General features: G+C 71.6%; 22 protein-coding genes. 10 read left to right on the forward strand and 12 right to left on the reverse strand.

What is annotated here, in order from left to right:
• Positions 1-64: 64 nt before the first annotated feature.
• Positions 65-874, reverse strand: coding sequence for an alpha/beta fold hydrolase (locus ABKA17_RS36335; RefSeq protein ID WP_353696613.1), 810 nt, complete (start codon positions 872-874; stop codon positions 65-67).
• A gap of 164 nt (positions 875-1,038) precedes the next feature.
• Between ABKA17_RS36335 and ABKA17_RS36340 the strand changes: the two genes are divergently transcribed.
• From ABKA17_RS36340 to ABKA17_RS36355, 4 genes are all read left to right on the forward strand, one after another.
• Positions 1,039-4,050 carry a glycosyl hydrolase gene (locus ABKA17_RS36340; protein ID WP_353696614.1) on the forward strand — a complete coding sequence of 1,004 codons (3,012 nt, stop codon included), beginning with the start codon at positions 1,039-1,041 and terminating at the stop codon, positions 4,048-4,050.
• 109 nt (positions 4,051-4,159) lie between these two features.
• Positions 4,160-5,155 carry a HEAT repeat domain-containing protein gene (locus ABKA17_RS36345; protein ID WP_353696615.1) on the forward strand — a complete coding sequence of 332 codons (996 nt, stop codon included), beginning with the start codon at positions 4,160-4,162 and terminating at the stop codon, positions 5,153-5,155.
• Positions 5,156-5,214: 59 nt separating this feature from the next.
• Positions 5,215-5,979 (forward strand): class I SAM-dependent methyltransferase, encoded by a 765-nt coding sequence (locus tag ABKA17_RS36350; RefSeq protein WP_353696616.1) that lies wholly within the window; start codon positions 5,215-5,217, stop codon positions 5,977-5,979.
• Between the two features lie 75 nt (positions 5,980-6,054).
• Positions 6,055-6,756: a 2-phosphosulfolactate phosphatase gene (locus ABKA17_RS36355; protein ID WP_353696617.1), complete on the forward strand. Its 702-nt coding sequence runs from the start codon at positions 6,055-6,057 to the stop codon at positions 6,754-6,756.
• Between the two features lie 80 nt (positions 6,757-6,836).
• On the opposite strand, the gene ABKA17_RS36360 is transcribed toward ABKA17_RS36355, so the two are convergent.
• Positions 6,837-8,336, reverse strand: coding sequence for a long-chain-fatty-acid--CoA ligase (locus tag ABKA17_RS36360; RefSeq protein WP_353696618.1), 1,500 nt, complete (start codon positions 8,334-8,336; stop codon positions 6,837-6,839).
• 150 nt (positions 8,337-8,486) lie between these two features.
• Here ABKA17_RS36360 and ABKA17_RS36365 point away from each other — a divergent pair, with 150 nt between their 5' ends.
• Together ABKA17_RS36365 and ABKA17_RS36370 are read left to right on the forward strand one after the other, a co-directional pair.
• Complete coding sequence (locus tag ABKA17_RS36365; protein WP_353696619.1) at positions 8,487-9,692, forward strand: PucR family transcriptional regulator; 1,206 nt, start codon at positions 8,487-8,489, stop codon at positions 9,690-9,692.
• Between the two features lie 200 nt (positions 9,693-9,892).
• The gene (locus ABKA17_RS36370; RefSeq protein WP_353696620.1) at positions 9,893-10,486 is read left to right on the forward strand and encodes a flavodoxin family protein; all 594 of its coding nucleotides are present in this window, start codon (positions 9,893-9,895) and stop codon (positions 10,484-10,486) included.
• Between the two features lie 39 nt (positions 10,487-10,525).
• Here ABKA17_RS36370 and ABKA17_RS36375 read toward each other — a convergent pair whose 3' ends face one another.
• From ABKA17_RS36375 to ABKA17_RS36395, 5 genes are all read right to left on the reverse strand, one after another.
• Positions 10,526-11,266 (reverse strand): VOC family protein, encoded by a 741-nt coding sequence (locus ABKA17_RS36375; protein WP_353696621.1) that lies wholly within the window; start codon positions 11,264-11,266, stop codon positions 10,526-10,528.
• Between the two features lie 107 nt (positions 11,267-11,373).
• Positions 11,374-12,483, reverse strand: a complete 1,110-nt coding sequence (locus ABKA17_RS36380; protein WP_353696622.1) for a beta propeller repeat protein — start codon at positions 12,481-12,483, stop codon at positions 11,374-11,376.
• 3 nt (positions 12,484-12,486) lie between these two features.
• Positions 12,487-13,539 (reverse strand): beta propeller repeat protein, encoded by a 1,053-nt coding sequence (locus tag ABKA17_RS36385; protein ID WP_353696623.1) that lies wholly within the window; start codon positions 13,537-13,539, stop codon positions 12,487-12,489.
• Between the two features lie 92 nt (positions 13,540-13,631).
• Positions 13,632-14,621, reverse strand: coding sequence for an endonuclease/exonuclease/phosphatase family protein (locus tag ABKA17_RS36390; RefSeq protein WP_502994494.1), 990 nt, complete (start codon positions 14,619-14,621; stop codon positions 13,632-13,634).
• Positions 14,622-14,752: 131 nt separating this feature from the next.
• Positions 14,753-15,424: a M15 family metallopeptidase gene (locus ABKA17_RS36395; RefSeq protein WP_353696625.1), complete on the reverse strand. Its 672-nt coding sequence runs from the start codon at positions 15,422-15,424 to the stop codon at positions 14,753-14,755.
• Positions 15,425-15,511: 87 nt separating this feature from the next.
• On the opposite strand from ABKA17_RS36395, the gene ABKA17_RS36400 reads away from it, so the two are divergent.
• The gene (locus ABKA17_RS36400) at positions 15,512-16,207 is read left to right on the forward strand and encodes a response regulator transcription factor (protein WP_353696626.1); all 696 of its coding nucleotides are present in this window, start codon (positions 15,512-15,514) and stop codon (positions 16,205-16,207) included.
• Positions 16,200-17,318, forward strand: coding sequence for a sensor histidine kinase (locus ABKA17_RS36405; RefSeq protein WP_353696627.1), 1,119 nt, complete (start codon positions 16,200-16,202; stop codon positions 17,316-17,318). The genes ABKA17_RS36400 and ABKA17_RS36405 overlap by 8 nt, the downstream gene beginning before the upstream one ends.
• 43 nt (positions 17,319-17,361) lie before the next feature.
• Here ABKA17_RS36405 and ABKA17_RS36410 read toward each other — a convergent pair whose 3' ends face one another.
• From ABKA17_RS36410 to ABKA17_RS36420, 3 genes are all read right to left on the reverse strand, one after another.
• A complete protein-coding gene (locus ABKA17_RS36410) occupies positions 17,362-18,471 on the reverse strand; it encodes an NAD(P)/FAD-dependent oxidoreductase (RefSeq protein ID WP_353696628.1) in 1,110 nt (369 codons plus the stop codon).
• Positions 18,468-19,628: a hypothetical protein gene (locus ABKA17_RS36415; protein ID WP_353696629.1), complete on the reverse strand. Its 1,161-nt coding sequence runs from the start codon at positions 19,626-19,628 to the stop codon at positions 18,468-18,470. Before ABKA17_RS36415 ends, ABKA17_RS36410 begins: the two co-directional genes overlap by 4 nt.
• A 151-nt stretch (positions 19,629-19,779) precedes the next feature.
• Positions 19,780-19,983 (reverse strand): cold-shock protein, encoded by a 204-nt coding sequence (locus tag ABKA17_RS36420; RefSeq protein WP_037751662.1) that lies wholly within the window; start codon positions 19,981-19,983, stop codon positions 19,780-19,782.
• A gap of 402 nt (positions 19,984-20,385) precedes the next feature.
• Here ABKA17_RS36420 and ABKA17_RS36425 point away from each other — a divergent pair, with 402 nt between their 5' ends.
• The gene (locus tag ABKA17_RS36425; RefSeq protein WP_353696630.1) at positions 20,386-21,810 is read left to right on the forward strand and encodes a DEAD/DEAH box helicase; all 1,425 of its coding nucleotides are present in this window, start codon (positions 20,386-20,388) and stop codon (positions 21,808-21,810) included.
• 181 nt (positions 21,811-21,991) lie between these two features.
• Positions 21,992-23,617 (forward strand): phosphodiester glycosidase family protein, encoded by a 1,626-nt coding sequence (locus ABKA17_RS36430; protein WP_353696631.1) that lies wholly within the window; start codon positions 21,992-21,994, stop codon positions 23,615-23,617.
• A 42-nt stretch (positions 23,618-23,659) separates the two neighbouring features.
• Here ABKA17_RS36430 and ABKA17_RS36435 read toward each other — a convergent pair whose 3' ends face one another.
• Complete coding sequence (locus ABKA17_RS36435) at positions 23,660-24,721, reverse strand: PucR family transcriptional regulator (protein ID WP_353696632.1); 1,062 nt, start codon at positions 24,719-24,721, stop codon at positions 23,660-23,662.
• A gap of 77 nt (positions 24,722-24,798) precedes the next feature.
• A complete protein-coding gene (locus tag ABKA17_RS36440) occupies positions 24,799-25,389 on the reverse strand; it encodes a hypothetical protein (protein WP_353696633.1) in 591 nt (196 codons plus the stop codon).
• Positions 25,390-25,498: the final 109 nt, after the last annotated feature.

Raw genomic sequence — 25,498 nt, forward strand, 5'->3', positions numbered from 1 at the left:
TCCACCGCCGACCAGTCGGGCGGTGACTCGTTCGGCCACACGAGACCAGGCTAGGCGATCGGCGTCAGCGGACCGTGACCGCGAAGCGAAGGAGCAACTCGCCTGTCGTCTCCGGTGCTTCGAGCATGGGGAGGTGCCCGACCTCCGCCAGCTGCTCGACCCGCGCGCCCCGCACCTTGCCGTAGTCGTGCGCCGACGAGGGATCCCAGCGTGGGTCGGCGGCCCCGAAGATCACCAGGAGCGGGAGGCCGAGTGCGGTGAGGCGGTCGGGCAGGCTCCGGTCGGCGATGTACGCGGTGTTCGCGCGCAGCACCGCTCTCAGCGTGCGGTAGCCGATGCCCCGGACGTCGGCGATCAGTTCGTCGGGGAGGCTCACCGGGCGGTGGCAGGTGGCCGCCATCCCTTGGCGGAGCATCGCGTCCGAGCGGATCGGCCACAGGAGCGGGCCGAGCGGTGGGGCGGTCAGGACCCGGAGGAGGGCGGGTTGCGGGAGGAGCGCATCGAGGCTCGGGCCGCTGCTGATCAGGGCCAGCGACGTCACCAGGTCGGGGCGCTGTGCGGCGAGGGCGGTGGCGATGTAGCCGCCGCTGGAGTGTCCGGCCACGGTGACCTGGCGCAGGCCGAGTTCATCGAGCGCGGCGGCCAGGCGGGCCGCCTGCTCGGGTACGTCGTACGACGTGGCGGGAGGGGACTGGCCGTGGCCCGGGAGGTCGACCCGGATGACGCGGTGCCGGTGGGCGAGGGAGGGCACCACCGGACTCCAGAAGCGGTTCGAGGCCCCCGACCCATGGATGAGCAACAACGGCGGCGCCTGCTGCGGGCCGTCGTGGACCACGTGCATCCCGTGCCCCTGGTTGACGTTGTGCGTAGTCATGTACGGCACGGTGGCCGAGCTGTCGGCCGTGCGTCTTGTACGAATGTCGCGCTGCGGCAGTCGCGGAAAACTTCGTGCGCCGATCTTGACCCTCCAGGCGGTCCAGGCTTAACGTTCCGGCGTTTACAGGTGATTGAAACGTTTCACTTCTCGAGGGGCGAACCATGCAGAAGCACAACCCGCAGCGTGCCGGGATATCCCGGCGCGCGGTGCTGGCCGCCTCCCTGGCAGCAGGCACTGCCACCGTGCTGACCGCGACCACCGCGACGAGCGCCGCCGCCGCGCCCCTGACCGGTGGTCAGCCGCTGCCGGGCGGCTGGTTCGCCGCTCCCCCGCGCTCCGTGCGCCCCAAGTTCCGCTGGTGGTGGCCCGACGGACTCGTCGACCCGACGGAGATCGCCCGCGAGATCGACCAGATCGCCGACGCCGGGTTCGGCGGGGCCGAGATCGCCGCCGTTCATCACAGCATCAAGGACAAGTCCGTCCTCGACACCGCGCACTTCGGCTGGGGCAGCACCCCCTGGCGGGAGGGCGTCGAGGCCGCCCTGCGCCAGGCCGCCCGCCGCGGTCTGACCGTCGACCTCACCCTCGGCCCCAGCTGGCCCGTCGCCGTCCCCGGCGTCACCCCCGACGACGAGGCGGCCGCCCAGGAACTCGCCTACGGACGCGCCTCCGTCGCCGCGGGCACCACCTATCAGGGCCCCGTACCCGAGCCCGTACGCCCGGCCGCCGACGCGGTCACCCGGCGCACTCTGCTCGCCGTCCAGGCGGCCCGTGTCGAACCCGCCAACGCCACCCGCAAGGAGACCGGTCTCGACCTCGCGAGCGTCCAGGACCTGACCGCCACCGTCGAGGACGGCCGGCTCACCTGGACGGCTCCCGCCGAGGGCGACTGGCTGCTGATCTCCTACTGGCAGCGCGGCACCGCCCAGCAGCCCGAGTCGGGCCCGCACTCCGCCCCGGCCGCCTACGTCGTCGACCACTTCAGCCCGGCCGGCACCGCGGCCGTCACCGGCTTCTGGGACCGCTCCGTCCTGACCGGCACCGTGCGCCGACTTCTCAAGGCCGCGGGCGGCGCCTTCTTCGAGGACTCCGTCGAGTTGGAGACCGACGCTCTCGTGTGGACCTCGGCCCTGCCCGACGCCTTCGAGAAACGCACCGGCCGCCCGCTGCTGCCGTATCTGCCGGCGCTCGTCCTGGACAAGAGCAACCAGGTCTTCGCCTTCGAGGCACAGATCACCCGGCAGATCCGGCACGACTTCTGGGAGACCGTCTCCCACCTGTTCAACACCCACCACATCACCGCCCTGCGGGACTGGGCGCACTCCCTCGGCATGGAACTGCGGTCCCAGCCCTACGGCCTTCAGACCGACGCCATCGCCTCGGCGGCCATCCTCGACATCCCCGAGGGAGAGTCGCTCGGGTTCAAGAACCTGGACGACTACCGCTGTCTGGCGGGCGGCCGGGACATGGCCGGGCACACCGTGCTGTCCTGCGAGTCGGGCGCCTACAACGGCTCGGCGTACAGCACCACCTGGGACCGGTTCCTGCGCACCATGGGCGGCGCCTACGCCGCCGGCGTCAACCAGACGGTGGTGCACGGGTTCTCGTACGCGACCGCCCCGGGCGTCGGCTGGCCCGGCTTCGCCGCCTTCAGCCCGTACAACGGCGCACCCGGCTACGGCGAGTCGTGGGGCCCCAGACAGCCCACCTGGCGGCACCTGCCGGACATCGCCGGCTACCTCGGCCGCGTCCACCAGGTACTCCAGACCGGCACGGCGCGAGCCGACGTCGCCGTCTTCCGGCAGACCGGCTACACCGCCACCGGAATCGGCGCCTCCTGGTTCACCGCGACCGGCGTCCCGCTCGGCTGGACCCACCAGTTCCTCAGCGGCCCCCTGCTCGACCTGCCCAGCGCCCGCGTCAAGGACGGCCGCCTGGCGCCCGACGGCCCCGCCTACAAGGCCCTGTTCGTCGAAGGCGACTTCTTCTACGGCTCCACCCCGACCCTGGCCCTCGCCGACGTCCGCAAGCTGTTGAACCTGGCCCGGGCAGGACTGCCCATGGTCCTGTTCGGCGCCTTCGACCAAGCCCTGACCCCCGGCGTGCCCGGCCAGGACGAGACGGGCCGACTGCGCGAGGTTCTCGCGAGCCTGCTCGCCCTGCCGCAGGTCAAGGCCGTCACCGACAAGACTGCCGTCGGCGACGCCCTCGCCGCCCTCGGGATCACCCCCGACACCCGCTACGCGGCCCCCTCCACCCTCCTCAACGCCCACCGCGTCATCGGCGACACCGACCTGTACTACCTGTGCAACGGCAAGCACGCCGAGACGGTCAAACCTCCGGTCGCGACCATCGACCACGACATCACCCTGCGCCACACCCGGCGCGGCACCACCGTCCCCTACCTGCTCGACCCCTGGACGGGAGAGGCGACCCGGGTCGGCCGCTACACCGAGGACGGCGACGGCATCACCCTGCACGTCACCCTCGAACCCGGACAGGCCACCGTCGTCGCCCTGGGCAGGCCGGGCCTCTTCGCCGACCGCAACGGTCATCGTCGGCACGCCGTGGACAGCGACGCCGACCGTGTGGTGTTCACCGACCGCGGCCTGGCCGTACGCGCCGCGCGGGCCGGCACCTACACCACCCGCCTCTCCCGGGGCCGCACCGCCACCACCGCCCTGCCCGCGGTGCCCGGCCCGATGGCCCTGGACCGCTGGCAGCTCGACGTCGAGGACTGGTACCCCGGCACGGAGGCGACCGACACCGACATCGTCCGGCGCACCCTCACGCTCGACGCCCTGCTGCCCTGGTCCCAGATCCCCGAACTGGCCGACTCCGCGGGCATCGGCCGCTACCGCACCACCGTGCCCCTGCCCGCCGACTGGACCTCCTCCCACGGCGCCTACCTCGAACTGGGCACGGTCAGCGACACGTTCCGGGTCTCGGTCAACGGCACCCGGCTGCCCCCGGCCGACCGCCTCCGCCCGGTCGTCGACCTCGGCGAACATCTGCGCCCCGGCACCAACGTGATCGAGGTGGAGGTGGCGACCCCGCTCATCAACCGCCTCCGCGTCAGCCGGCCCGCGGTCTTCGGCACGGCCTCCCGCCAGGCATACGGCCTCTCCGGCCCCGTCCGCCTGGTGCCCTACGCCCAGGCTCTGGTGAGGTGACGACAACTCCGCACACGCGGCCCCGAACGAACGGCCCCCTGGCGGTGTCAGTGCGAGGTGATAGGCAGGGGGCGGGCGTCGAGCCGGTGACACCGCAGGGGGAAGTGGGATGACAGAGGAACTCGTACTCGATCACGAACGGGTACGCGCGCACGGATTCGAGCCGTACGAAGGCACAGGGCTCGACGTGCGCGCGGTCCTTGCGCGGATGCCGCGGGCCGTCAAGGACGGGTTCCGTTTCGGCGAGGTTCCGTGGCGCCGTTTCGGGCATGCCTACGGCACCGGTGACGATGTGCCCGAGCTGCTGTCCGTGCTGCGCTCGGACGACGCCGAGGCGGCCGGAGACGCGCTCAGGCGCCTGTTCGGCAGCATCGTCCACCAGGGCACGGTCGGCTCCGTCGCCCCGCTGACCGTGCCGTTCCTCCTGCGCATGGCCGCTGACCCGACCTCGCACCACCGCGCCGGTATGTGCCACCTGGTCGCGGCGGCGGCTCGCAACGAACACTGGGGCTTCGGCACCCGCGAGACGTTCCTGCGCGTGGCCGCGCCGGGCTGGCTCTACGACTGCGGCGGCTTCGCGATGAACTGGTCCGTCGAGGCGTCCCGCACGGCCGTCGCCGCCGACGCCGACCTGCTCCTCGCGCTCCTGCACGACCCGGACCCCGAGGTCCGCTCCGCGGCCTGCTACGCCCTGTCCACGTCCTCCGGCGGCGCGGACCGCATCACCGACGCCCTGCGCGCCCGCCTGGCCGTCGAGCAGGCCGCCCAGGTCCGCGCCGCCCTCGTCCTGGCCGCCGCCGAACTCGCCCACCAGCACGCCGACCATCGGGCCGCCGCGTGGGCCCATGACCTGTGGTCCGACGCCGCGCAGCCCGCGGACGTCCGCGTGCCCGCCGCGCTCGCCTGGCTCTGCCTCGTCGACACCCCCGTCCCGGACGAGCTGCGCACCACGCTCGACGCCCTCGTCACCGCCGACCTCACCGACGTCCTCAGCGAAGTCCCGTGGATCGCGCACGTCGACGACGACAGAGGTCTCGCCCGCACCCCCGAACAGATGCTGGACAACGCACCACCGGGCGTAGCCGACGTAGATCCCTGGGTCTGATTTGGCAGCCCGCTCGTAATTCCGTTGCCGCGACGCCAGCGCCTTCGGTCGAATGCCCCATGACTCATGACGGCCCGACAGACCATGTGGAGCGGAACCGGCGCTTCTGGGACGACGAGGCGGCCGCGTGGCACGGGCCGCTCGCCCGTGATCACTGGGCGCGGGAGGAACCGTCCTGGGGGCTGTGGAGCACCCCCGAATCGCAGGTCCGCGTCCTTCCCGACGGCATCGACGGAATGCGCGTCATCGAGCTGGGCTGCGGTACCGGCTACGTCTCCGCCTGGCTGGCCAGAGCAGGTGCCCACCCGGTGGGGATCGACCTCTCGGAGAAGCAACTCGCCACCGCACGCGCGATGCAGACGGAGTTCGGCCTCGACTTCCCCCTTGTCCTGGGCAACGCCGAGAAGGTGCCCTACGAGGACGCGACGTTCGACTTAGCGATCAGCGAGTACGGCGCCTCGCTGTGGTGCGACCCCCACCAGTGGATTCCGGAGGCGGCCCGGCTTCTCCTGCCCGGCGGCCGGCTGGTGTTCATGCGCTACTCACCGCTGTTCGCGCTGTGCGCACCGCCCGAGGGACCGGCGTCCACCACCCTGTCCCGCCCTCAGTTCGGCCTGACGCAACTGCACTCGGGCAACAACGTGCAGTTCGTGCTGCCGCACGGTGAGATGCTCCGTCTGCTGCGGTCCTGCGGCTTCGTCGTCGAGGACCTGATCGAGATCCAGGCTCCCCCGACCGGGCCACGGGACTACCCGGAAGTCGCCGCCGACTGGGCGCGGCAATGGCCCAGCGAGGAGATCTGGAAAGCTCGGTTGGCCGGCTGACGGCAGCGCACCGGTCTGCGTGATGCGCATCACTCTCCGTCTGTCCGGGCTCCGGCGTACGCGATCATCAGCGGAATGGACGCTCGATTTCTTGGTATCCCCGATCTGGCCGAAGTCCCGTCCGTGGCGGTCGTGGTGGACGTCATGCGCGCTTACACCGTGGCGGCCTGGGCCTTCGCCCAGGGGGCGGAGAAGATCGTTCTTGCCGAGTCGCTGGACGACGCCCTGGCGCTCAAGGCCCGCCATCCGGATTGGGTGACGCTCAAGGACGGTCCGCCCGAGCCCGGGTTCGACGCCGTCAACTCCCCGGGCCTGCTGCGGTCCGTCGACCTCGGCGGCCGGACGGTGGTGCAGAAGACGACGGCCGGTACCGTCGGGGCCCTTGCCGTGAAGGACGCGTCGTTGGTGCTGTGCGCCGGCTTCGTGGTGGCGGAGGCGACGGCTCGGCTGCTGCGGACCCGCGGGAGGGACGGCGTCACGTTCGTCGTCACCGGCGAGGACGGGCGGGCCGACGAGGACCTGGCGTGCGCTCAGTACATCGCCCGGCGAACGGTCGAGGCAGAGGCGGACGCCGGGGAGTTCCTCCGCCGGGCCGCCGCCTCACGCGCCGCCACCGAGCTGGCGACGGGGGTGCGTGAGGGCGTCCATCCCGATGACGTCGCGCTCTGCCTGGAACTCGACCGGTTCCCCTTCGCCATGGTGGCGACCTCGGAGGGCTCCCTCATGGTCCTGCGTCCGTACGCCGTGCCCGACCTCGCCGACGACGCCGTGATCTGATCGTCGGCGAGTTCCGATTCCAGGCGGGTTGACGGCGGTTCGGAGAGGACCCCGTACAGAAGTCGGCCTGCCGGCAGCCGTCAGGCCCTCGGTTGAGCCGTCGGTGCGCTGATCTCCCGCTTGAGGATCTTGCCGCTCGGTCCCGTCGGCAGCGAGTCCATCAGCCACACGGCCCGCGGGTACTTGTACGCGGCCACCCGCTCCTTGACGTGCTGCTGGAGCTCCTCCGGCGTGGCCTGGGCCCCCGGGCGCAGTACCACCGCGGCCGCGATCTCCTCGCCGAGTTCCTGGTGCGGCACGCCCACGACCGCGGCGAGGCCGACGGCCGGGTGCTCGTGGAGGACCTCCTCGATCTCGCGCGGGTACACGTTGTAGCCACCGCGGATGATCATGTCCTTCTTCCGGTCCACGATGTAGAGGTAGCCGTCCTCGTCCCGCCGGCCCAGGTCACCGGTGCGCAGCCAGCCGTCGGGGATGGCGATCGCCGTCTCCTCGGGGCGGTTCCAGTAGCCCTTCATGACGTTGGGACCGCGCACGGCCAGCTCGCCGATCTCACCGTCGCCCACGTCCTGGCCCTTGTCGTCCAGCAGCCGGACCTCCACGTCCTGGATCGGCGTACCGATGGAACCGGCCTTGCGGGGGCGGTCGACGTGGTTGAACGTCACCACCGGACTGGTCTCGGACATGCCGAAGCCCTCCAGCACCGCGCAGCCGAAGCGCTTCTCGAAGGCGTGCAGGACCTCCACCGGCAGGGACGCACCGCCGGAGATGCACATGCGCAGCGTCGAGACGTCCGCGTCGGTCGGGTGCTGGAGCAGGGCCGCGTACATGGTCGGTACGCCCTCGAACACTGTCGCCCGGTCTCGGGCGATGGCGTCCAGGACGGCCCGCGGCTCGAAGCGCGGGACGAGGGTGAGGGAGGCGCCGCTGCGGACGGCCACGCTCATCGTGCAGATCTGGCCGAAGATGTGGAACAGCGGCAGACACCCCACGACCACGTCGTCCGACGTCATCCGCGCGACCCGGGTCTCCATGACCTCGGTGTTGTGCCGCAGTCCGGCGTGGGTGAGGGCCGCGCCCTTGGGCTTGCCGGTGGTGCCGGAGGTGTACAGCAGGACCGCGACGTCGTCAGGGGCCGTGGGCGCCACCTCGGTCAGCGGCTCGTGCCCGGCCAGCCGCGCGGCGAAGGACGACGTCTCGACCGCGATGTGCCGCACTCCGGCGGTGGCCGCTCCCTGCCCGCCCTCGCCCGGGGCCTGGTGCCATTCGAAGAGCAGCACGGCTCCGGAGTCGGTGAGGTGGTACGCGGTCTCCCGCTCCTTCAGCAGCGGGTTCAGCGGCACCACGATCGCTCCGGCGCGCAGTGCGCCGTAGTAGAGAACGACGAACTCGGGGACGTTGGGCAGCATCAGCGCCACGCGGTCACCGGGCGCCACGCCTTCGGCCCGCAGCAACGCGGCCGCCTGGGCGCTGCGTTCGTCCAGTTCCGCGTAGGACACGCTGACCGGCCCCAGCCGCAGCGCGGGACGCTGCGGCTGCCGGGCCGCCGTCTCCGTCAGGAACGTCGCCAAATTCGCCATGGGGCCGCCTCCACGAACTCACCGTTGAAATCCGTTGTTCACGTTGGCGACATCGTGCGTCGATCCGCGGCCACGTCCTATGGGCGATCCGACACCATCACACGCCCCCAACTGTTCCCACGAACAAAACACCCCCGTTAAGCTGCGGCAATGGACCTCTCAGATGTGATCGCGGTGATCCACGGCCGGTTCCCCGAGGTGGGTGAGCGGATCGCGGAACGCATTCGTGCCGAGGTCCCCGTGTACGCGGACGAGTCGCTCATCCCGTTCGACTCCCTGCGCACGTCCTGCACGGCCAACGTGGATCTGCTGCTGAGACATCTGCTCGGTCACATCGGCCCGGATCCCGACCCCGCCCGGCAGACCGGCCGGACCCGCGCCGAGCAGGGCATGCCGCTGCCGGACATCCTGCACGCGTACCGGGTCGGCTTCGAGTCCGTGTGGTCCGAGATCCTCACCGAGGCCCGCGCGCATCCGGCCGTGCCCGACATCCAACTGGTGGACCGTTCGGCGGACCTCTGGCACCTGTTCGGTCTGTACGCGGAGGCCGTGGCGCTCGCGCACCGGGAAACCACCGCCGAGCTGGCCGTGCAGCTCGGCGCCCGCCGCTCGGCACTGGTCGAGGCGCTGTTCTCCGGCGTGATCGCCGACCGCATCACCCTGTGGGAGGCGGCTCGGGAACTGGGCCTGCCGGAACGCGGGCCCTACGCCGTCGTGGCGGCGGCCGCGGACTCTCCCGGCGTGGAGCCGCTGCCCGGTGCGGAGACCTCGCTGCGGCAGGCCCATCTGGCCTCCGCCTGGCGGCTGTTGCCGGATCAGCAGATCGGGGTCATCGCTCTCGCCGCACCGAAGGCGGAGGCCACCGCCCTGCGCGTCCTGCGCCGGGCCGGTGCCAGGGTGGGCGTCAGCCCGTCCTTCGTCTCCCTGCGCGACACGCCCCAGGCCCTGCGCTTCGCCCGCCTGGCGCTCGCGGGTCTGCCGGGCGACGCCCCGGGCGTGGCCCGCTTCGACGACAATCCGCTGGCCATGCTCGTCGCCGCGGCCCCCGCGGAGGCCGCGCACCTGATGAACGTGGTCCTCAAACCCGTGCTGGACCTCCCGGGACTGGAACGCACCCGCCTTCTGGACACGCTGGAGAACTGGTTCGCCGCCGGCGGCTCCGCGACGACCGCGGCGGAGCGGCTCTACGTCCATCCCAACACCGTCCGCTACCGGCTGCGCCGCGTCGAGGAGTTGACCGGCCGCTCGCTCTCGGACCCCCATACCGTGGCAGATCTCGGAGCCGCGCTGCTGGCCGCCCGAAGCGCCACGGCGGCGCGCACCCCCGACACCCATCTGGCGACGCCGACCGACTGACCTCGCACAGCGGACACCGCGCGTCTCGTCGTAGATCCGACGCGCCCCGAGCACGTCGTCCATTCTCGCTCACGCCGTCGACGCGGCGGCGCTATCGACAGGGTTGCGCTAACCAAAAGTTAGTGCTTTCATCGGGTTACCTTCGGTGAGCTGCTCTTTTCTGCTGCTCTCTGCTCTCGCCATCCCAGAGGAGTGCCTGCATGACCAGCCCTGTCGTCTCCATCGCCTACCACTCGGGCTACGGCCACACCACGGTCCTCGCCGAGGCCGTCCGCGCCGGGGCCGCCGAAGCCGGGGCCGAGGTGCATCTGATCAACGTCGCCGACATCACCGACGAGCAGTGGGCGACCCTCGACGCCTCGGACGCGATCGTGTTCGGCTCCCCCACCTACATGGGCACCGCGTCCGGCGCCTTCCACGTCTTCGCCGAGGCGACCTCGCAGCGGTGGGCCACCCGGGACTGGCAGGACAAGCTGGCCGCAGGCTTCACCAACTCCGCCTCCAAGAGCGGCGACAAGCTCCACACCCTCCAGTTCTTCCAGCTCTTCGCCGCCCAGCACGGCATGCACTGGGTCAACCTCGGCCTGCTCCCCGGCTGGAACAGCAGCACCGCCTCCGAGAACGACCTCAACCGCCTCGGCTTCTTCGCCGGCGCCGCGGCCCAGACCGATGTCGACGCCGCCGCGGACGGCGTCCACAAGGCCGATGTGGCCACCGCCGAGCACCTGGGGCGCCGGGTGACCGAGACGGCGACGCGGTTCGCCCGGGGGCGTACGGCCGCGACTGCCGCGTAGCCGCCTTCAGGGCCGGGGAACCGGCAGCGCCGCGCCGTCTCAGGCCGTCGCCAGGACGCAGAACTCGTGGCCCTCCGGATCGGTGAGGCACGTCCACGCCACGTCGCCCTGGCCCACGTCCAGGTCGGCGGCGCCGAGCCTCCGCAGCCGGGCCACCTCCGCCGCCTTGTCGTCACCGGGGTACGGCAGCAGGTCGAGATGGATCCGGTCCGGCACGGTCTTCGGGTCGGGCGTGCGGAGGAACTCGAGATAGGGACCCACGCCCTTCGCGGAGCGCAACGTCGCGTGGTCGTCGGCCACTTCGTGCAGGGTCCAGTCCATCGCCGCGTCCCAGAACCGGGCCATGGCACGCGGATCCACGCAGTCGACGACCACCGCGGCGACGGGCCCGGTGTCGCGGTAGACCTCCCGGGGTTCCAGCACACAGAACTCGTTGCCCTCGGGGTCGGCGAGGACCGTCCACGGCACGTCACCCTGGCCGACGTCGACCGGCGTCGCGCCGAGCCCCTTCAGCCGCTCGACCAACTCCCGCTGGTGGGCCGCGGAGGTGGTGGCGAGGTCGAGGTGCGTACGGTTCTTCGTCGCCGTCTTGGGTTCCGGAACGGGCACGACGTCGATGCCCACGACCACCGGATCCGGCCAGACGAGACCGCCGGCCGGTCCGACGTAGGTGGTCACGCCGGGGCTGTAGGCGCTCCAGCCGAGCGCCTCCGCCCAGAACCGGCCGACCGCCGCGGCGTCCAGAGCCTTCATGATCACGTGAGCTGGTCGCAGAGCCATGCCGGGGATCCTATGCATCCGCTCCGCGACGACACCCCCTTCCCGGACATCCCCTTCTTGAAGGTCCCCTTCTTGAAGGTCCCGTTCTTGGAGATCTCTTCCTCGTCTCAGCCGAAGCGCAGGATCCGCGGGGCGAAGGTGTTCTCGGGGCCGGTGGCACGGCCGACCGACCACACCGTCTCCGTGCCCGGCACCGGCGCCAGCCGCAGGGTGCGGGAGTCTCCCTCCCCGGCCACCGCCGGTTCGCTGTACTCGGCGAACGACTGCCCGTTCCAGGCGAGGAAGTCCGGGCCGGGGACGAGCGGCGGGGAACTGCCCGGCGGGCCCCACTTCTGCGAGTTGGCCACCGACACCCAGCCCAGCTCGCCGGAGGAGTCCGGCGCCAGTGAGGTGATGCCGCCGAAGTCGGCGGGAACGGTCACCCGGTTCCACGTCTGCCCGTCCCAGCGGACCAGCAGGGGCGGGATCGGCCGGCCGGGCGGACCGCCGACGAAGCCGGCCGTGCCACCCGCCCACACCTCGGTCGGGGACACCGCGAGCACGCTGCCCACGGCCGACCGCGGGAACCCGTCCACGATCGTCTGCTGCCACGCCTGGCCGTCCCAATGGGACACGGCCGCACCGGAGTTGGTCTCGCCCGCGGCCCAGACGTCGTCGGCCCCGAGGAGGTGCAGCCCGTACACGCCTCCCGGCGGCGCCGGCACCTCCTGCCAGCCTCGCCCGTCGCGGCGCAACAGTATCTGCGCGCCGTCCCGCGAACCGATCAGCCAGGTCTCGCCGCCGCCGGTGACGACCCGGGTCAGCAGGACTCCGCGTGGTGGCCGACTCTCGGACCAGGTCAGCCCGTCGAAGCGGAGCAGGCGGGCGCCTCCCGCCGCGTCGCGGCCGACCGCCCAGACCGAGGCCGGTGAACTCGCCGCCACGGACAGCAGTTCCCCCTGCCAGGCGATCCCGGGCAGACTCTGCCGCTGCCACGCGGTTCCGTCCCAGCGCAGCACCAGCGGGAAGCCGGGCGCCTCACGACCGACGGCGTCGGCACCCACCGCCCAGGCCCGGTCCGGCCCTGTCGCCGCCCCCTCGTTCAGCGTGGCCTGGGGGCGTACCTGTGCCGGAACCGGGACGTGCCGCCAGGACAGGGTGTCGGCCGCGGCCGAGCCCAGGGCGGCCACGACCGCCAGGGCGACGGCGAGGACCGCGACGAGAAGTCTGCGTGCCATGGGTCAGCCTCCCAGCCGCTCGCTCATCAGGTTCGGTCTCGAGCCGTAGATCTCGACGGTCCCGAACGACAGCAACGAGGATCCGGCCCTCGCCAGTGCGCGCGGCTTGACGTCGATCGCGTTCGTGCGCTCCGGGCCGTACGAGAAGGTCGTACGGACGCCGGACACGCGCGCGTACTTCGACTGGAACGCGCGGTCGCTGCGCACCGGCAGCCACAGCGCGCCGTCCGGGCCGCGCACCATGGCCTCGGTGTAGGTGTCGCCGAGCGGTGGGTAAGTGGTGCGCCAGGCACGGCCGTTGAAGGCCATCAGGTAGGTGCGGGACACGCCGTCGGCGTACTGGCTGCCGCCGATCGTGACCCGGCCGGACGGTTCGAGCAGGACCGTGTGCACGTTGCTGTTCTCCGGCAGGGGCACATTCGCGTCCCGCCAGGCCGTGCCGTCCCAGCGCAGGACGGTGGTTCCGGTGTCGGTGTCCGCCCAGGCCCACGCGTCGGTGGCGGTGCGCGCGGTGATCCCCATCAGATACCGCACACCGTCCGGGGTGGACTGCGCGGTCCAGGTGGCACCGTCGTAGTGCAGCACCTTCAGCCCGGTGTCGTCCTCTCCGACCACCCACGCGGCACCGGGTACGGCGGTGAAGTCCTGGTAGGTCCACAGGGTCTGCGGCAGCGGGACGGCAGTCCACCCTCCCGGGGACCGACGCAGGATCTCCCCGACGCCCACCCGGTTCTGGAAGATCCACACCTCTTCGCCGACGAACTGCACCTTGCCGAGCCACCCCAGCTCACCGGCGCCGGGGAAGCTCGTGTCCCGGCTCCACGCCGTACCGTCCCACCGGTACAGCATCGGCCGCAGACCGTCGGCGGCGTGTTCGTACCCGGTGGCCCACGCCTCGCCCGGTCCGCGGGCCGCGAGATCGGTCACGGTCACCGGCGAGGCCGCCGCCGGGGGCACCGCCAGCGCGGACCAGCCCGGCGTCACAGCCGCCGCCGGCGACACCACCGCGGCACACGCGATCACAAGGCAGACGACGAGCGCACGGAACCCCTTCACGGGACCTCCCCTGAACGCGAAGGCCGCTCACCATAAGGGCGTTCGCCTCAACTGTGAACACACGGCACACCGCCGTTGCGCCGTCCCGCCGTTCACCAGCTGATCCCGGCCGCCACCGGGAGATGGTCGCTGCCGGTGGCCGGCAGCACCCACGAGCTGTCCGGCTCCACGCCGCGGACCAGGATCTGGTCGATCCGGGCCACCGGGAACTTCGCCGGCCAGGTGAAGCCGAAGCCGTCCCCTGCGATGTCCTGGGCCGAGCGCAGCTGCGAGGTGAGGGAGGCGAACGCGCGGTCGCCCGTGGTGCCGTTCAGATCGCCGAGCAGCACCACCCGCTCGTTCCGCTCGGCGGCGAGGGCCTTGGCGAGCTCCTGTGCACCGCCGTCCCGCTGTGCCGTCCAGAAGCCGTTCCTGGGCATCACCCGCACGGATCCGAGGTGCGCCACGTACACCGCGAGCGGCCCCTGGTCCGTGGCCACCGTGGTGCGCAGGCCCCGGGGTGTGGCTGCCCGCTCCTCGGGCGACAGGTGCTCGGCCAGCCGCCCGACCATGCCCCGCATCGCGACATCGACGGTCCGGGTGTCCGACAGCGGCAGCTTGCTCCACAGCCCGACCGTGCCGCGCACCACGTGGTGCGGGTACGTTTTCGCCAGCGCCTTCTCGTACTCGCCCAGCGCCTGCGGGGTGATCTCCTCCAGCGCCAGCACATCCGCCCCGGAGGCGGTCAGCTCGCGGGCGGTGCCGGTCGGGTCGGGATTGTCGGCGCCGACGTTGTGACTGCCGACCGTGAGATCGCCGCCGGCCTGGGACTTGTCGTCGAGCAGCCCGCCGAAGAGGTTCAGCCACACCGTGACCGGCAGCAGCAGCGCCACCACCGCCGAGGCGGAACGGCGCCACAACGCGCCGACCAGCAGCACCGGGACGAACAGGCCGAACCACGGCAGGAAGGTCTCCACCAGGCTGCCGAGGCCCCCGGTGTTCGTGATCTTCGCGTGGAGCAGCATGAGCAGGCCGAGGAACAGCGCCAGCGCGACGAGCACCGGTCCGCGTTTCCAGGGCTCAGGCCGGGAGGCGAGGCGGATCGCTCGGTGGAGGACCGTGCGCCAGGTCGCGGAGTCGCTGACGCGGAGGGTGGGGCTGCCTTCCGCTGTCTCCGGCTGTCCGGTCCTCGCCGTCTCCACCTGCGTCAACGTCTGTCCTCGCTCGCTACCGGTCACTGTCGCATCCTGGGGTCCTGGGTGGGGTCGTCGTACATCCGCGGGCAGTCGTCGCGGATCGCCTCGGGGCGCAGTTCGTAGTGCCAGGGTTCGTTGCCGTAGATCTGGCACAGTCCGTACGTGGCGCCGTGGTCGGAAAGCCATGCCGTCGCGTCGGACGGCCCGATGTCGACCGCGTCCCCCGACACATGGGGAGACGTCGCCGCGGTGGCCACCCAGCGGGCGGCCTCCTCTTCGGATCCGTACTTGTCGACCGCGTCGCGCAGCAGCTGATTCTGGTAGTCCGGGGAGCGCCAGCCGCTGTTGACGGAGAACTCGACTCCGTCGTCCGCGGCGTCCGTCGCAGCCCGGCGGAGAGCCTTCAGCAGCTCCGGATCCAGCTTGGCGACAGCCGGAATCCGGTCGTCGAAGACCGTCACGTCATCGGGCACGACCCCGTCCGCCTCGCCCACCACACCGCCGCGCTCACCGTGCAGCGAATGCGAGGGCGCCCGGTCCGGGAAGGAGGAGACGGCCGAGAACGACGGGGCGGACGAGGAGCCCGAAGGCTTCAGTAACTGATAGCCGAGGGCCGCCGTGATCGCCGCGAGAAAGCCTAAGAGTACGACGATCGCGGGCCGGTGGATCCGACGGACCGGTGCACGTGGTGACGGTGGAGTTCGCATCATGCCGCCAGTCAAGGCAGCACGGTGTTGCGGGCACGTATGCGGATTTCGATACGTCGGCGATATGTGCCGACTCGTAGCATCGATGACATGCGCGTGCTGATCGTCGAGGACGAACCCTTCATGGCGGAAGCCATTCGCGACGGCCTACGTCTGGAAGCGATCGCGTCCGACATCGCGGGCGACGGCGACACCGCTCTGGAACTGCTCAGCGTCAACACCTACGACATCGCCGTCCTCGACCGCGACGTCCCAGGACCCTCCGGTGACGCGATCGCGCAACGCATCGTCGCCTCCGGGAGCGGTATGCCGATCCTCATGCTCACCGCCGCCGACCGTCTCGACGACAAGGCCTCCGGGTTCGCGCTCGGCGCCGACGACTACCTGACGAAGCCCTTCGAACTCCGCGAACTCGCCCTCAGGCTCAGGGCGCTCAACCGCAGGCGCGCCCACAGCAGGCCTCCCGTGCGGGAGATCGCGGGGCTGCGGCTCGACCCGTTCCGCAGAGAGGTCTACCGCGACGAGCACTACATCGCGCTGACCCGGAAGCAGTTCGCGGTCCTCGAAGTCCTCGTCGCCGCCGAAGGCGGTGTCGTCAGCGCCGAGGAGCTCCTGGAGCGCGCGTGGGACGAGAACGCCGATCCGTTCACCAACGCGGTGCGGATCACGGTCTCGGCGCTGCGCAAGCGTCTCGGCGAGCCTTGGATCATCGCCACCGTGCCGGGCGTCGGCTACCGCATCGACGCCCAGCCGGAGGCCGGGAGCGCGGGAGGCGGGCGTGGCTAGGGCGCCCGGACTGAGCGTCCGCGTCAAGCTCACCCTCAGCTACGCCGGGTTCCTCATGCTGGCCGGGGCCCTGCTGCTGGCGGCGGTGTGGTTGTTCCTGCTGCGGTACGTCCCCGACCGCGCGATGCTCTACAACCCCGATGACCGGCCTTCGGGCGGTGTCTTCCCCATCCGGTCCGTCCTGCTGAGCACGTTCGCGCCCAGGGCGGCGGCGGTCCTGGCGTTCCTGCTGGTGTTCGGTCTCGTGGGCGGCTGGATCCTCGCCGGCCGGATGCTCGCCCCGCTGACCCGCATCACGGACGCCACCCGCATGGCGACGAACGGCTCGCTCTCCCACCGGGTTCGACTACCGGGCCGCAACGACGAGTTCGGCGAACTCGCCGACGCCTTCGACGCGATGCTCGCCCGGCTCGAGGCACACGTCGCCGAGCAGCGGAGATTCGCGGCCAACGCCTCTCATGAGCTGCGCACCCCGCTGGCGATCTCGAAGACGCTTCTCGACGTGGCCCGCGGCGATCCGAACCGCGTCACCGGCGAACTCGTCGACCGCCTCCACGCCGTCAACACCCGGGCGATCGACCTCACCGAGGCGCTGCTGCTGCTCAGCCGCGCCGACCAGCGGTCCTTCACCCCGGAGCCCGTGGATCTGTCGCTCCTGGCGGAAGAAGCCACCGAGACGCTCCTGCCCCTCGCGGAGAAGCACGGCGTCACGATCGAGACCTGCGGCGACGTCAGTCCCACGACCGGATCGCCGGCACTCCTGCTCCAGCTGACCACGAACCTCGTGCACAACGCGATCGTCCACAACCTGTCCGACCGGGGCACCGTGTGGGTCAGTACGGGGGTACGTCCCGGAAGCGTGCTGCTCACCGTCGAGAACACCGGTGAGATGCTCACGCCCCAGCTGGCCTCGAAACTCACCGAGCCGTTCCAGCGGGGCACCGAGCGCATCCACACCGACCACGACGGCGTCGGTCTCGGCCTCGCCATCGTCAAATCCATCACCCACGCCCACGACGGAACGCTCACCCTGACCCCGCGCCCCGCCGGCGGGATGCGCATCACCGTGGAACTGCCGGCGATCGATGCGCCGCCGCCACAGCAGACGTAGAGAGGGACGGGCGCGATTCTGTGACGCACGACCGCGGGGCCAGTCACACAGGGAACCGCTCCGGACGGAAGTCCGCCAGCAGCTCGTCCCTCTTCCCGCCGAGGATCTCCGCGGCGAGCAGTCGGCCGATGACCGGCCCGAGCGTGATGCCGCTGTGGGTGACGGCCTCGTAGTAGCCCGGGACGGACGGCACCGCACCCACGGAGGGGAATCCGTCGGCCGGGATGGGCCGGTGGGCCACCCGTGTCCCCGCGATGCGGGCGTCGCCGAGCTCGGGAACCACGAGTCGCGCCGACCGGTGGAGCGACCGCGCGAGTTCCGCCGGCTCTGCGCCCGTGTCGATGAGCGCGTCGACCTCGCGGCTGTGGAGGACCACCGAAGCGTCTCCGTCGGGGCGGATCTCGATGTGGGGCGCGTGCATGGCCCGCCGAACCGGTACCTGCTCGCAGTCGAGCCGCGTGACGACGCCGGGCTCCTCGCGCATCGGCAGGCGCCGTTCGACGAGCCCGGCGACGTGCGCGGCATCGGGGCCCGCCGCGTTCACGACGGCGTCCACGTCGAGACGGCTCCCGTCGGACAGAGCAACCGTCCGCACGCTCCCGTCGGCGTCCGTGCCGATCTCGCGGACCGTCGTGCCGGACCGGAGCTCGGCGCCGGCTGCGACAGCCTGGCCGACCAGACGGCCGACGAGATGACGTCCGTGCACCCAGGCCTCGTCGGGGTAGAACACGACGGGAGCCTCGTCGGGGACGGCGAGAGCGGGTTCGAGTCGGCGGCGTACCTCGGCACCCGTGGACACCTTGACCCGATAGTCCCAGCCGGCCAGCAGTTCGGCGGTCCTGAGGAGCTGCGCCTCCACCGCGGGTTCGTCCGCCCAGCGCAGATGACCGCTGGGGTACCACCACGAGTCCGGCCCGATGGCCCCGGCCAGCTCGCGGTGAGCCGCCATGCCCGCGACGTTCAGCTCGAAGTAGGACTCGCGCACCGTCTTGTTGCTGGCGTTGACCCACGAGAACGACCAGTTGGTGACCCCCTCACCCGGCCGACCCGCGTCGATCAGGACCACCTCGGCCCCCTGCCGCGCCAGGTTCCAGCCCACACTGGCTCCGAGGATGCCCACACCGATGACGGCAACACGTCCAGACCGCTTCACCGGCCCCCTCCTCCGCGCGGCTGGTAGCGCCGCCACTCGCGTCCGCCGTCGTCGGAGATCCACAGCCCTTCGCCCTTGACCAGTTCGTACGTCGATGTCGTCGCGTCCGCGATGCCGTAGAGCGTGGTGCCGTCGGCGGTGAACGACGTGAAGGGGACGGGTGTCTTCAGCTTGCGGAAGGTGGTGTTGCCCTTGTCGGCGGCGAGCCAGTGGGGGCCGCCTTCCTCACCCACGAGGAGGCGTCCGTCCGCGAGCAGCTCCAGGTTCAGCAGGTACGAGCCGCTCTCGAGGTCCTTCCAGGGGATGCCGCCCGCGAGCATCGTCCGCCAGTGGGCGCCGGAGTCGGTCGTCACCCAGAGGCCTCGTAGGGTCTCCCCTCGGATGAGCGACAGTGCCGCGGTGTCGCCGCGCGCGGTGAGGACGCCTCCGACGTATGGCTTCGGGACGGCCACGGAGCCGAGGGTGCGGCCGTCGCGTTGGCGTACGACGCGGTTGGGCTCCTCCGACAGGGGCTGGTCGAGGCTCCACACCGTGCCGCGCTCGTCGACGGCGAGGCCGGCCGCGTTGTCCGGCACTCCGGCCGGGGGCGCCACGGTGCGGGTGGCGGGGCGGTACACGAGGGTCGGCTCCGACTCGGCGAGCAGGACGTCTCCGGGGCGGGTGCGCAACGGGGTGTCGGTGACGACGAGCTTGTGGCGCTCGCCGTGCAGATCGAGGCCGTAGGCTCCCTCGGCCCCCTCCCCCGACGGGACCCGTACGAAGCCCCCTCGTACCCCCTTGAACGCGACCCGCGGCGCCTCCGCGTCCGCGTGTTCCGCGTGCTCGGCGACCGTACGGCCCTGGGGATCGATGATGCGCCAGGCGGTCGCGGCCGGCCCTTCGTCGTCCTCGACGTTGCCGGCCTCGTAGGTCAGGAGCAGCGAGCCGTCGGAGGCGCGGACCACACCGATCGGTGCGCCGGCCGCCTCGATGACGTCGGCGGGGCGGGGATGAGGATCCTCGATGACGCGTCTGTACTTCGTCTCGCGGTCCTCGGCGCCCTTGGCGCCCTTGGCGTCAACACCGCCCGGGGCACAGCCGGTCAGTGCCACCACCGCACCCGTCACGGCCACGATGGCGACCGTCCTGCGCCTCACACCTTCACTCAGCCACGCCATTGCCACATCCTCACACGCGGCGACCCTCCGGACGGGAACACGCGGCGCACGTTCACCGACGCGAAAAAGGCCCGCCGGTCACCACGGCGTACTCGACGCTGCGGTGACCGACAGGCCTTCACTCCTGCCTCAGGGGCTGAGGAGGCCGCGATCAGGCGGGGGTGATGTTCTCCGCCTGGGGGCCCTTCTGGCCCTGCGTGATGTCGAAGGTGACAGCCTGGCCTTCCTGGAGCTCACGGAAGCCGGAGGCGTTGATGTTGGAGTAGTGGGCGAAGACGTCGGGGCCGCCGCCGTCCTGGGCGATGAAGCCGAAGCCCTTTTCGGCGTTGAACCACTTGACGGTTCCGCTGGCCATGCTGGTACCTCTCAGTCGATGTCAGGCACCGCACCGCGCGGTCCTGGAGGTGATCGCCCTGGTCCGGCACTTGCACAGCAAAGCGCCCGCGCCAAAGCGCGGGCAGGTACTACGAACCACGACAGCTGGAAGTGACGCTACACGGGGAAACGGCCCACCACCAGAGAGCAACAACAGTGATCCACACCGGACTCCGAGAGGACTGACGCCGTTCGGGTGCCCAGTCGCGGGCAAAACATGCCCAAAGCATCGGAGAGCGTCCGCAGGGGGTCGATCGCGGGACCAGCGGGCCTCCGGACACCCACTGGTAAAATGAGGTCACGCTTCGACCTCGCCGGGGCCCGTGCCAAGGGGTACGGGCCCTGAACCGTTCCGGGGCGACAGATCAGGAAGGTTCCCCCCATGAACGCGAAGCCGTCGGCCTCCGGACATCCCCGTGCCGGTGCACCCCAGCGGGCGACAGGACCACAGGGCGAACTCTCGACGCCGCAGACCGGCTCCCCTGGCCTTCCGCCCGCCGCGTCCTTCGACGCGCTCGGGCTGCCGCCGGAGCTGACGAAGACCATGGTCGGTCTCGGGGTGACGGAGCCCTTCCCGATCCAGGCGGCCACCTTGCCCAACGCGCTGGCCGGCCGTGACGTCCTCGGCCGCGCGCGGACCGGCTCCGGCAAGACGCTGGCCTTCGGACTGGCGCTTCTCGTCCGGATCGCGGGCGTGCGAGCGGAGTCGAAGCGGCCGCTCGCGCTGGTCCTGGTGCCGACCCGGGAACTCGCGCAGCAGGTGAACGACGCGCTGGCGCCGTACGCGCAGACCTTGAAGGTCCGACTGGCGACCGTGGTCGGCGGGCTGTCCATCAACCGGCAGCAGGCGGCCCTGCGGACCGGCGTGGACGTCCTCATCGCGACGCCGGGGCGGCTGGCCGACCTGGTGTCACGGCGGGACTGCCTTCTGAACCAGGTGCGGATCACGGTGCTGGACGAGGCGGACCAGATGTGTGATCTGGGGTTCCTGCCGCAGGTCACGGAAATCCTGGACCAGGTGCCCTCCGACGGGCAGCGGCTGCTGTTCTCGGCCACGCTCGACCGCAACGTCGACCAGCTGGTGCGGGACTACCTGCACGACCCGGTCCTCGCGTCGCTCGACCCGGCGGCGGGCTCGGTCACCACGATGGACCACCATGTGCTGAACATCCACGCCGCCGACAAGTACGCGACCGCGACCGAGATCGCCGCGCGGGACGGCCGGGTCCTGATGTTCCTGGACACCAAGGCCGGCGTGGACCAGTTCACCCGTCATCTGCGGGCCAGCGGTGTCCGGGCCGCCGCCCTGCACAGCGGGAAGTCGCAGCCTCAGCGCACGCACACGCTCGGCCAGTTCAAGGACGGTGAGATCACCGTGCTGGTGGCCACCAACGTCGCCGCGCGGGGCATTCACATCGACACCCTCGATCTCGTCGTCAACGTCGACCCGCCGGCCGACGCCAAGGACTACCTCCACCGTGGTGGGCGCACGGCACGCGCCGGGGAGTCCGGGACCGTGGTCACCCTGGTCACCCCGAACCAGCGCCGCGACGTGAACCGGATGATGTCCGAAGCCGGGATCCGGCCGACGGTCACGCAAGTACGCTCCGGCGAGGCCCAGTTGACCGCCATCACCGGCGCGAAGCGCCCGCCGACCCCGACCGGGACGAAGGCGAACAGCGGCAACGCCCCCTTCCGCGGCCTCGGTTCCCGTGCGGGCCGCCCCGCGAAGGAGTCCCGCAAAGCCGCCGAGGCACGCAAGGCCGCGGAAGCCCGCGCGGCGGCCCGGGTACGCCGAGGCCGCTGACGCGCACAACACCCCCTGATAGACCGGGCGTTCGGCGCCCAAGAAGACTCGAAACGCTCCCCGGGCGACCTTCTCGGTCCTCCGGATATCAGCGAGGCTTTCCCTTCCGATGCCCGCTTCTTCACGCAACCGCCTTCGCGAGGAGGTGCGATGGCGGTCGTAGGTCAGGGGAGGTAAGTCTGTGATTGCCGAGACGCCCGCACGCACAGGACACGGGGGACGGCTCAGGGCCGCGCGGAGCTTCGCACTGGGGGCGGCGCTCGCCCTGATCGCGTTCGCACCGTCGGCGGCCGCGAGCGAGCGGGACGGCACCGGGGGCGGTGATCCGATCTCCTGGACCACCCAACACGTCGCCGCCGGCGTCGAGGTCCGCACCGGGGTACTGAAGGTCCCGGACGCCGACGGCACCTGGACGGTGACGGTCCAGGCGCCCGCGGTCAACCGCCTCACCGGAGCGGCCACTTGGGCCCTGCTCGGCGACCGGTCCTGGGCCGACGGCACCGCCGAGAAGCTGCGAGCGGCCGGGTTCGCACCGCGGTTGGAGCGGGTGACCTGGGATCCGTACGCGGACACGCCGCGCGGCACGATGGGGTGGCAGGTCAGGGTCGGACGGTACGGCACCCAGGCCGAGGCGCGCGCCCTCAACTCGGCGGTGTCCGGGGCGGGTTTCCGTACGTCCGTGGAGTGGACGGGCTACGACGGGCGGGAGCGGGCCGACGCGGAGCGCATCCATGTGGCCGTCGTCGATCCCGACCGGCTGAGGGGCACCATCGAGGTCAATGACGGCGACAATGTCGCCGATCGCGAGAAGACCTCCACGGTGGCCGCCCGGCTGGGGTCCCTGGTGGGTGTCAACGGCGGGTTCTTCGTCACGGCCGACGCGGACGGCGTACAGGGCACGAAGGCCGGTCTGTCGGTGGTGGACGGCGAGTTGCAGTCCATGGCGGTCGGCTCGCGCGCCGCGCTCGTCCTGGAAAACGGCGGGCGGCGCGTTCGGGTCGCGGATCTGTCCAGCCGCGTCACCGTTCGCGTCGGATCCGCCGTCCACGCGGTGGAGGGCATCAACCGGGTGCCGGGCAAGGTACGCAACTGCGGCCGTCCCGGGGCCGTGCCCACCGCGCTGCCCCGCCAGGACGTCACGTGTTCCCTCACCGACGATCTGGTGAAGTTCACCGACTCGTTCGGGGCGTCGCTGCCGACCGGCGCCGGTAGCCAGGTCGTCCTGGACAAGGCCGGTGTCGTCGTCTCCCGGGGTGAGCGGGGCGGCGCGGTGCCGTCCGACGGTCAGGTTCTGCAGGGCACCGGGGCAGCGGCCACCTGGCTGGCCGAGCACGCCGAGGTGGGCCGGCGACTGCACGTGAGCGAGGTCGTGCGGGACGCGTCCGGACGGCGGCTGGCACTGGGCCCCGGCGACAGCGTCGTCAGCGCGGCGCCCACCCTGGTCGAGAACGGCCGTATCCACATCGACGCCACCACCGAGGGCACCCTCGACCCGCTCGACCTGTCCTTCGGGTTCGCGTGGTCCAACGTCCGCCAGCCCCGCACCCTGGCCGGCATCGACCGGCACGGCAGGCTCCTGCTGGTGACCGTCGACGGCCGGCAGCCCGGCGTCAGCGAGGGCTTCACACTCGCCGAAGCCGCGCGGTTCATGCGGTCCCTGGGCGCCGTCCAGGCCCTCAACCTCGACGGTGGCGGCTCGACCGCGATGGCCGTCGACGGGACTCTGGTCAACGTGCCGTCGGACGCGGCCGGTGAGCGGGCCGTCGGCGACACCGTCCAGGTCATCCCCGCCGCGGGGCACAATTGACGCCGAACGACCACCGTGGCGCGTCGGCGAGGGCAGCGGCCGTCAGAAGGGCTTCGCCGGCCAGTCCAGCAGACGCGCCCCGATCACCGCGGTCTGGAGCGTGTAGCGGTGGACCGGGTCCGAGGGGTCGGCGCCGGTGAGCTTGTGGATGCGTTCCAGGCGGTACGTGAAGGCGCGGACGCTCAGCGCGAGTCTGCGTGCCGCCTCCGCGGCCACACAGCCGGAGTCGAAGTACGCGGTGAGGGTGTCGAGGAGCGGTTCGGCACCACCGCGGGCCTGGTGCAGCGGGCCGAGGACGCTGACCACCAGGTCGGCCATGGCCTGCCGGTCCCGGGTGAGGACGGGGTACACGAGAAGGTCGGCCGCGCGCAGCACCGGCTCCTCGAGTTCCAGCCGGTCGGCCAAGTCCAGGGTGTTGAGGGCCTCTTCGTACGACTGGGCGACGCCGGCCGCACCGGGCTGCGGGCGTCCGATCGCCACCCGGCCGCCCTCGGTCGCCACGAACGCCTGCTTGGCGAAGTAGGCGAGCAGGTCGTCCTGGTTGCCGGGCGCGACGCAGACGAGTCGGCCGTCCTTGGTGGTGAGCAGGATGCTCCGGTCGCCGAACCGGCCTATCAGGGCACGCTCCACCTCCCGCGGCACCGGGTCGCCCTCGTCGTAGGCGGCCTTGCCGCGTGCCACGGCGACGGCGTGCTCGTACGACAGCCGCAGTCCGTAGCGTTCGGCGCGCTGCGCCAACCGGCCCAGGTCGCTGCGGCCGTAGAGCAGGTCGTCGATGAACTCCCGGCGCGCGGCCTCCTCTTGGCGTACGGCGTGGCGCTGGGCGCGTTCGTAGCCCTCGACGAAGGCGTCCAGGGCCTGGGCGGCGGCGGCCAGGACGTCGTCGGCGGAGGCGCTGTTGCCGGTCGGCCAGTGCGCGCGGGTGGCGGCGAGATGGGCGCCGACCAGCGAACGCAGACCGAAGCCGGCCTCCGCGGCCTTCTCCCCCAGAGCCCGGCGCGAGTCGAGTTCGTCCCGGGTCAGGCGGCGGCCGGTGCCGGAGGCGTCCGCAAGGATGCGGGCGTACCCGTCGAGGTACTCCTCGGACACGTCCCGCCCTGCCATGTACGCCCCCGTACTCGCTCCGCCGTTGACGCCTTTCTAGCGCATGGGCCAGAAGACGGGCCGTGGCGGGGTCCGGGTCACGGCCGGGCTGCGACGAGCACCACGATCACATAGCCGATCATGCCGAGTACCTGGGCGAGGAACGGGGTCGCGGTGGGGAGGGCCGGCTTCGGGCCCCGGTCGTGGGCGAGGCAGGTCCGGGCCGCCCGGCTCACCCGCGGCCCGCCGCGTCCGTCGCGGGGCGTCTGCCGTTCCAGTGCCGCGCGCAGCTTGCGCCGACTCGCGGCGGTGGTGATACCGAGGCGTACGCCGTGCTGGTCGCGGACGAGGAGGACGCGCTGCTGTACACCGTTGTACCCGAACGCCGTCCAGAGCCGGACGGAGGCGATCCGATCCAGGTCGAGGGGGCGCGGCCCGGTGAGTGTGGAGGCCGTCAGCCGGGTCCTCGAGTACCGCGCCGGCTGACGTTCCAGGCAGAGCTCCGACAGGACCACCAGGGCGACGACGGCCACCACCATCGCCAGTGCCGCGGCAGTTTGCCCGAAGGTGACGCCGAGCACGAGGGGAAGTGCCAACAGCGCGCCCAACGCCGCCGTGGCCGCCCGGGCGCGACGGCGGACGACGGCAGCGGCGGGTGCGTCGACGGCGTCGTACGAGCTGGTGGTCATGGGGGCCCTCTCTCGGAGGTCCGACAAAGTGTTCCGTAGCTGCCGTCCCCTGCGCGGCAGCTGCGGCCCCAGGAAGTTCAGGGTCTCGGTGCCGGACACCTGCCGGTGT

The organism is Streptomyces sp. RG80 (genome assembly GCF_040446465.1).
GTDB lineage: Bacteria > Actinomycetota > Actinomycetes > Streptomycetales > Streptomycetaceae > Streptomyces.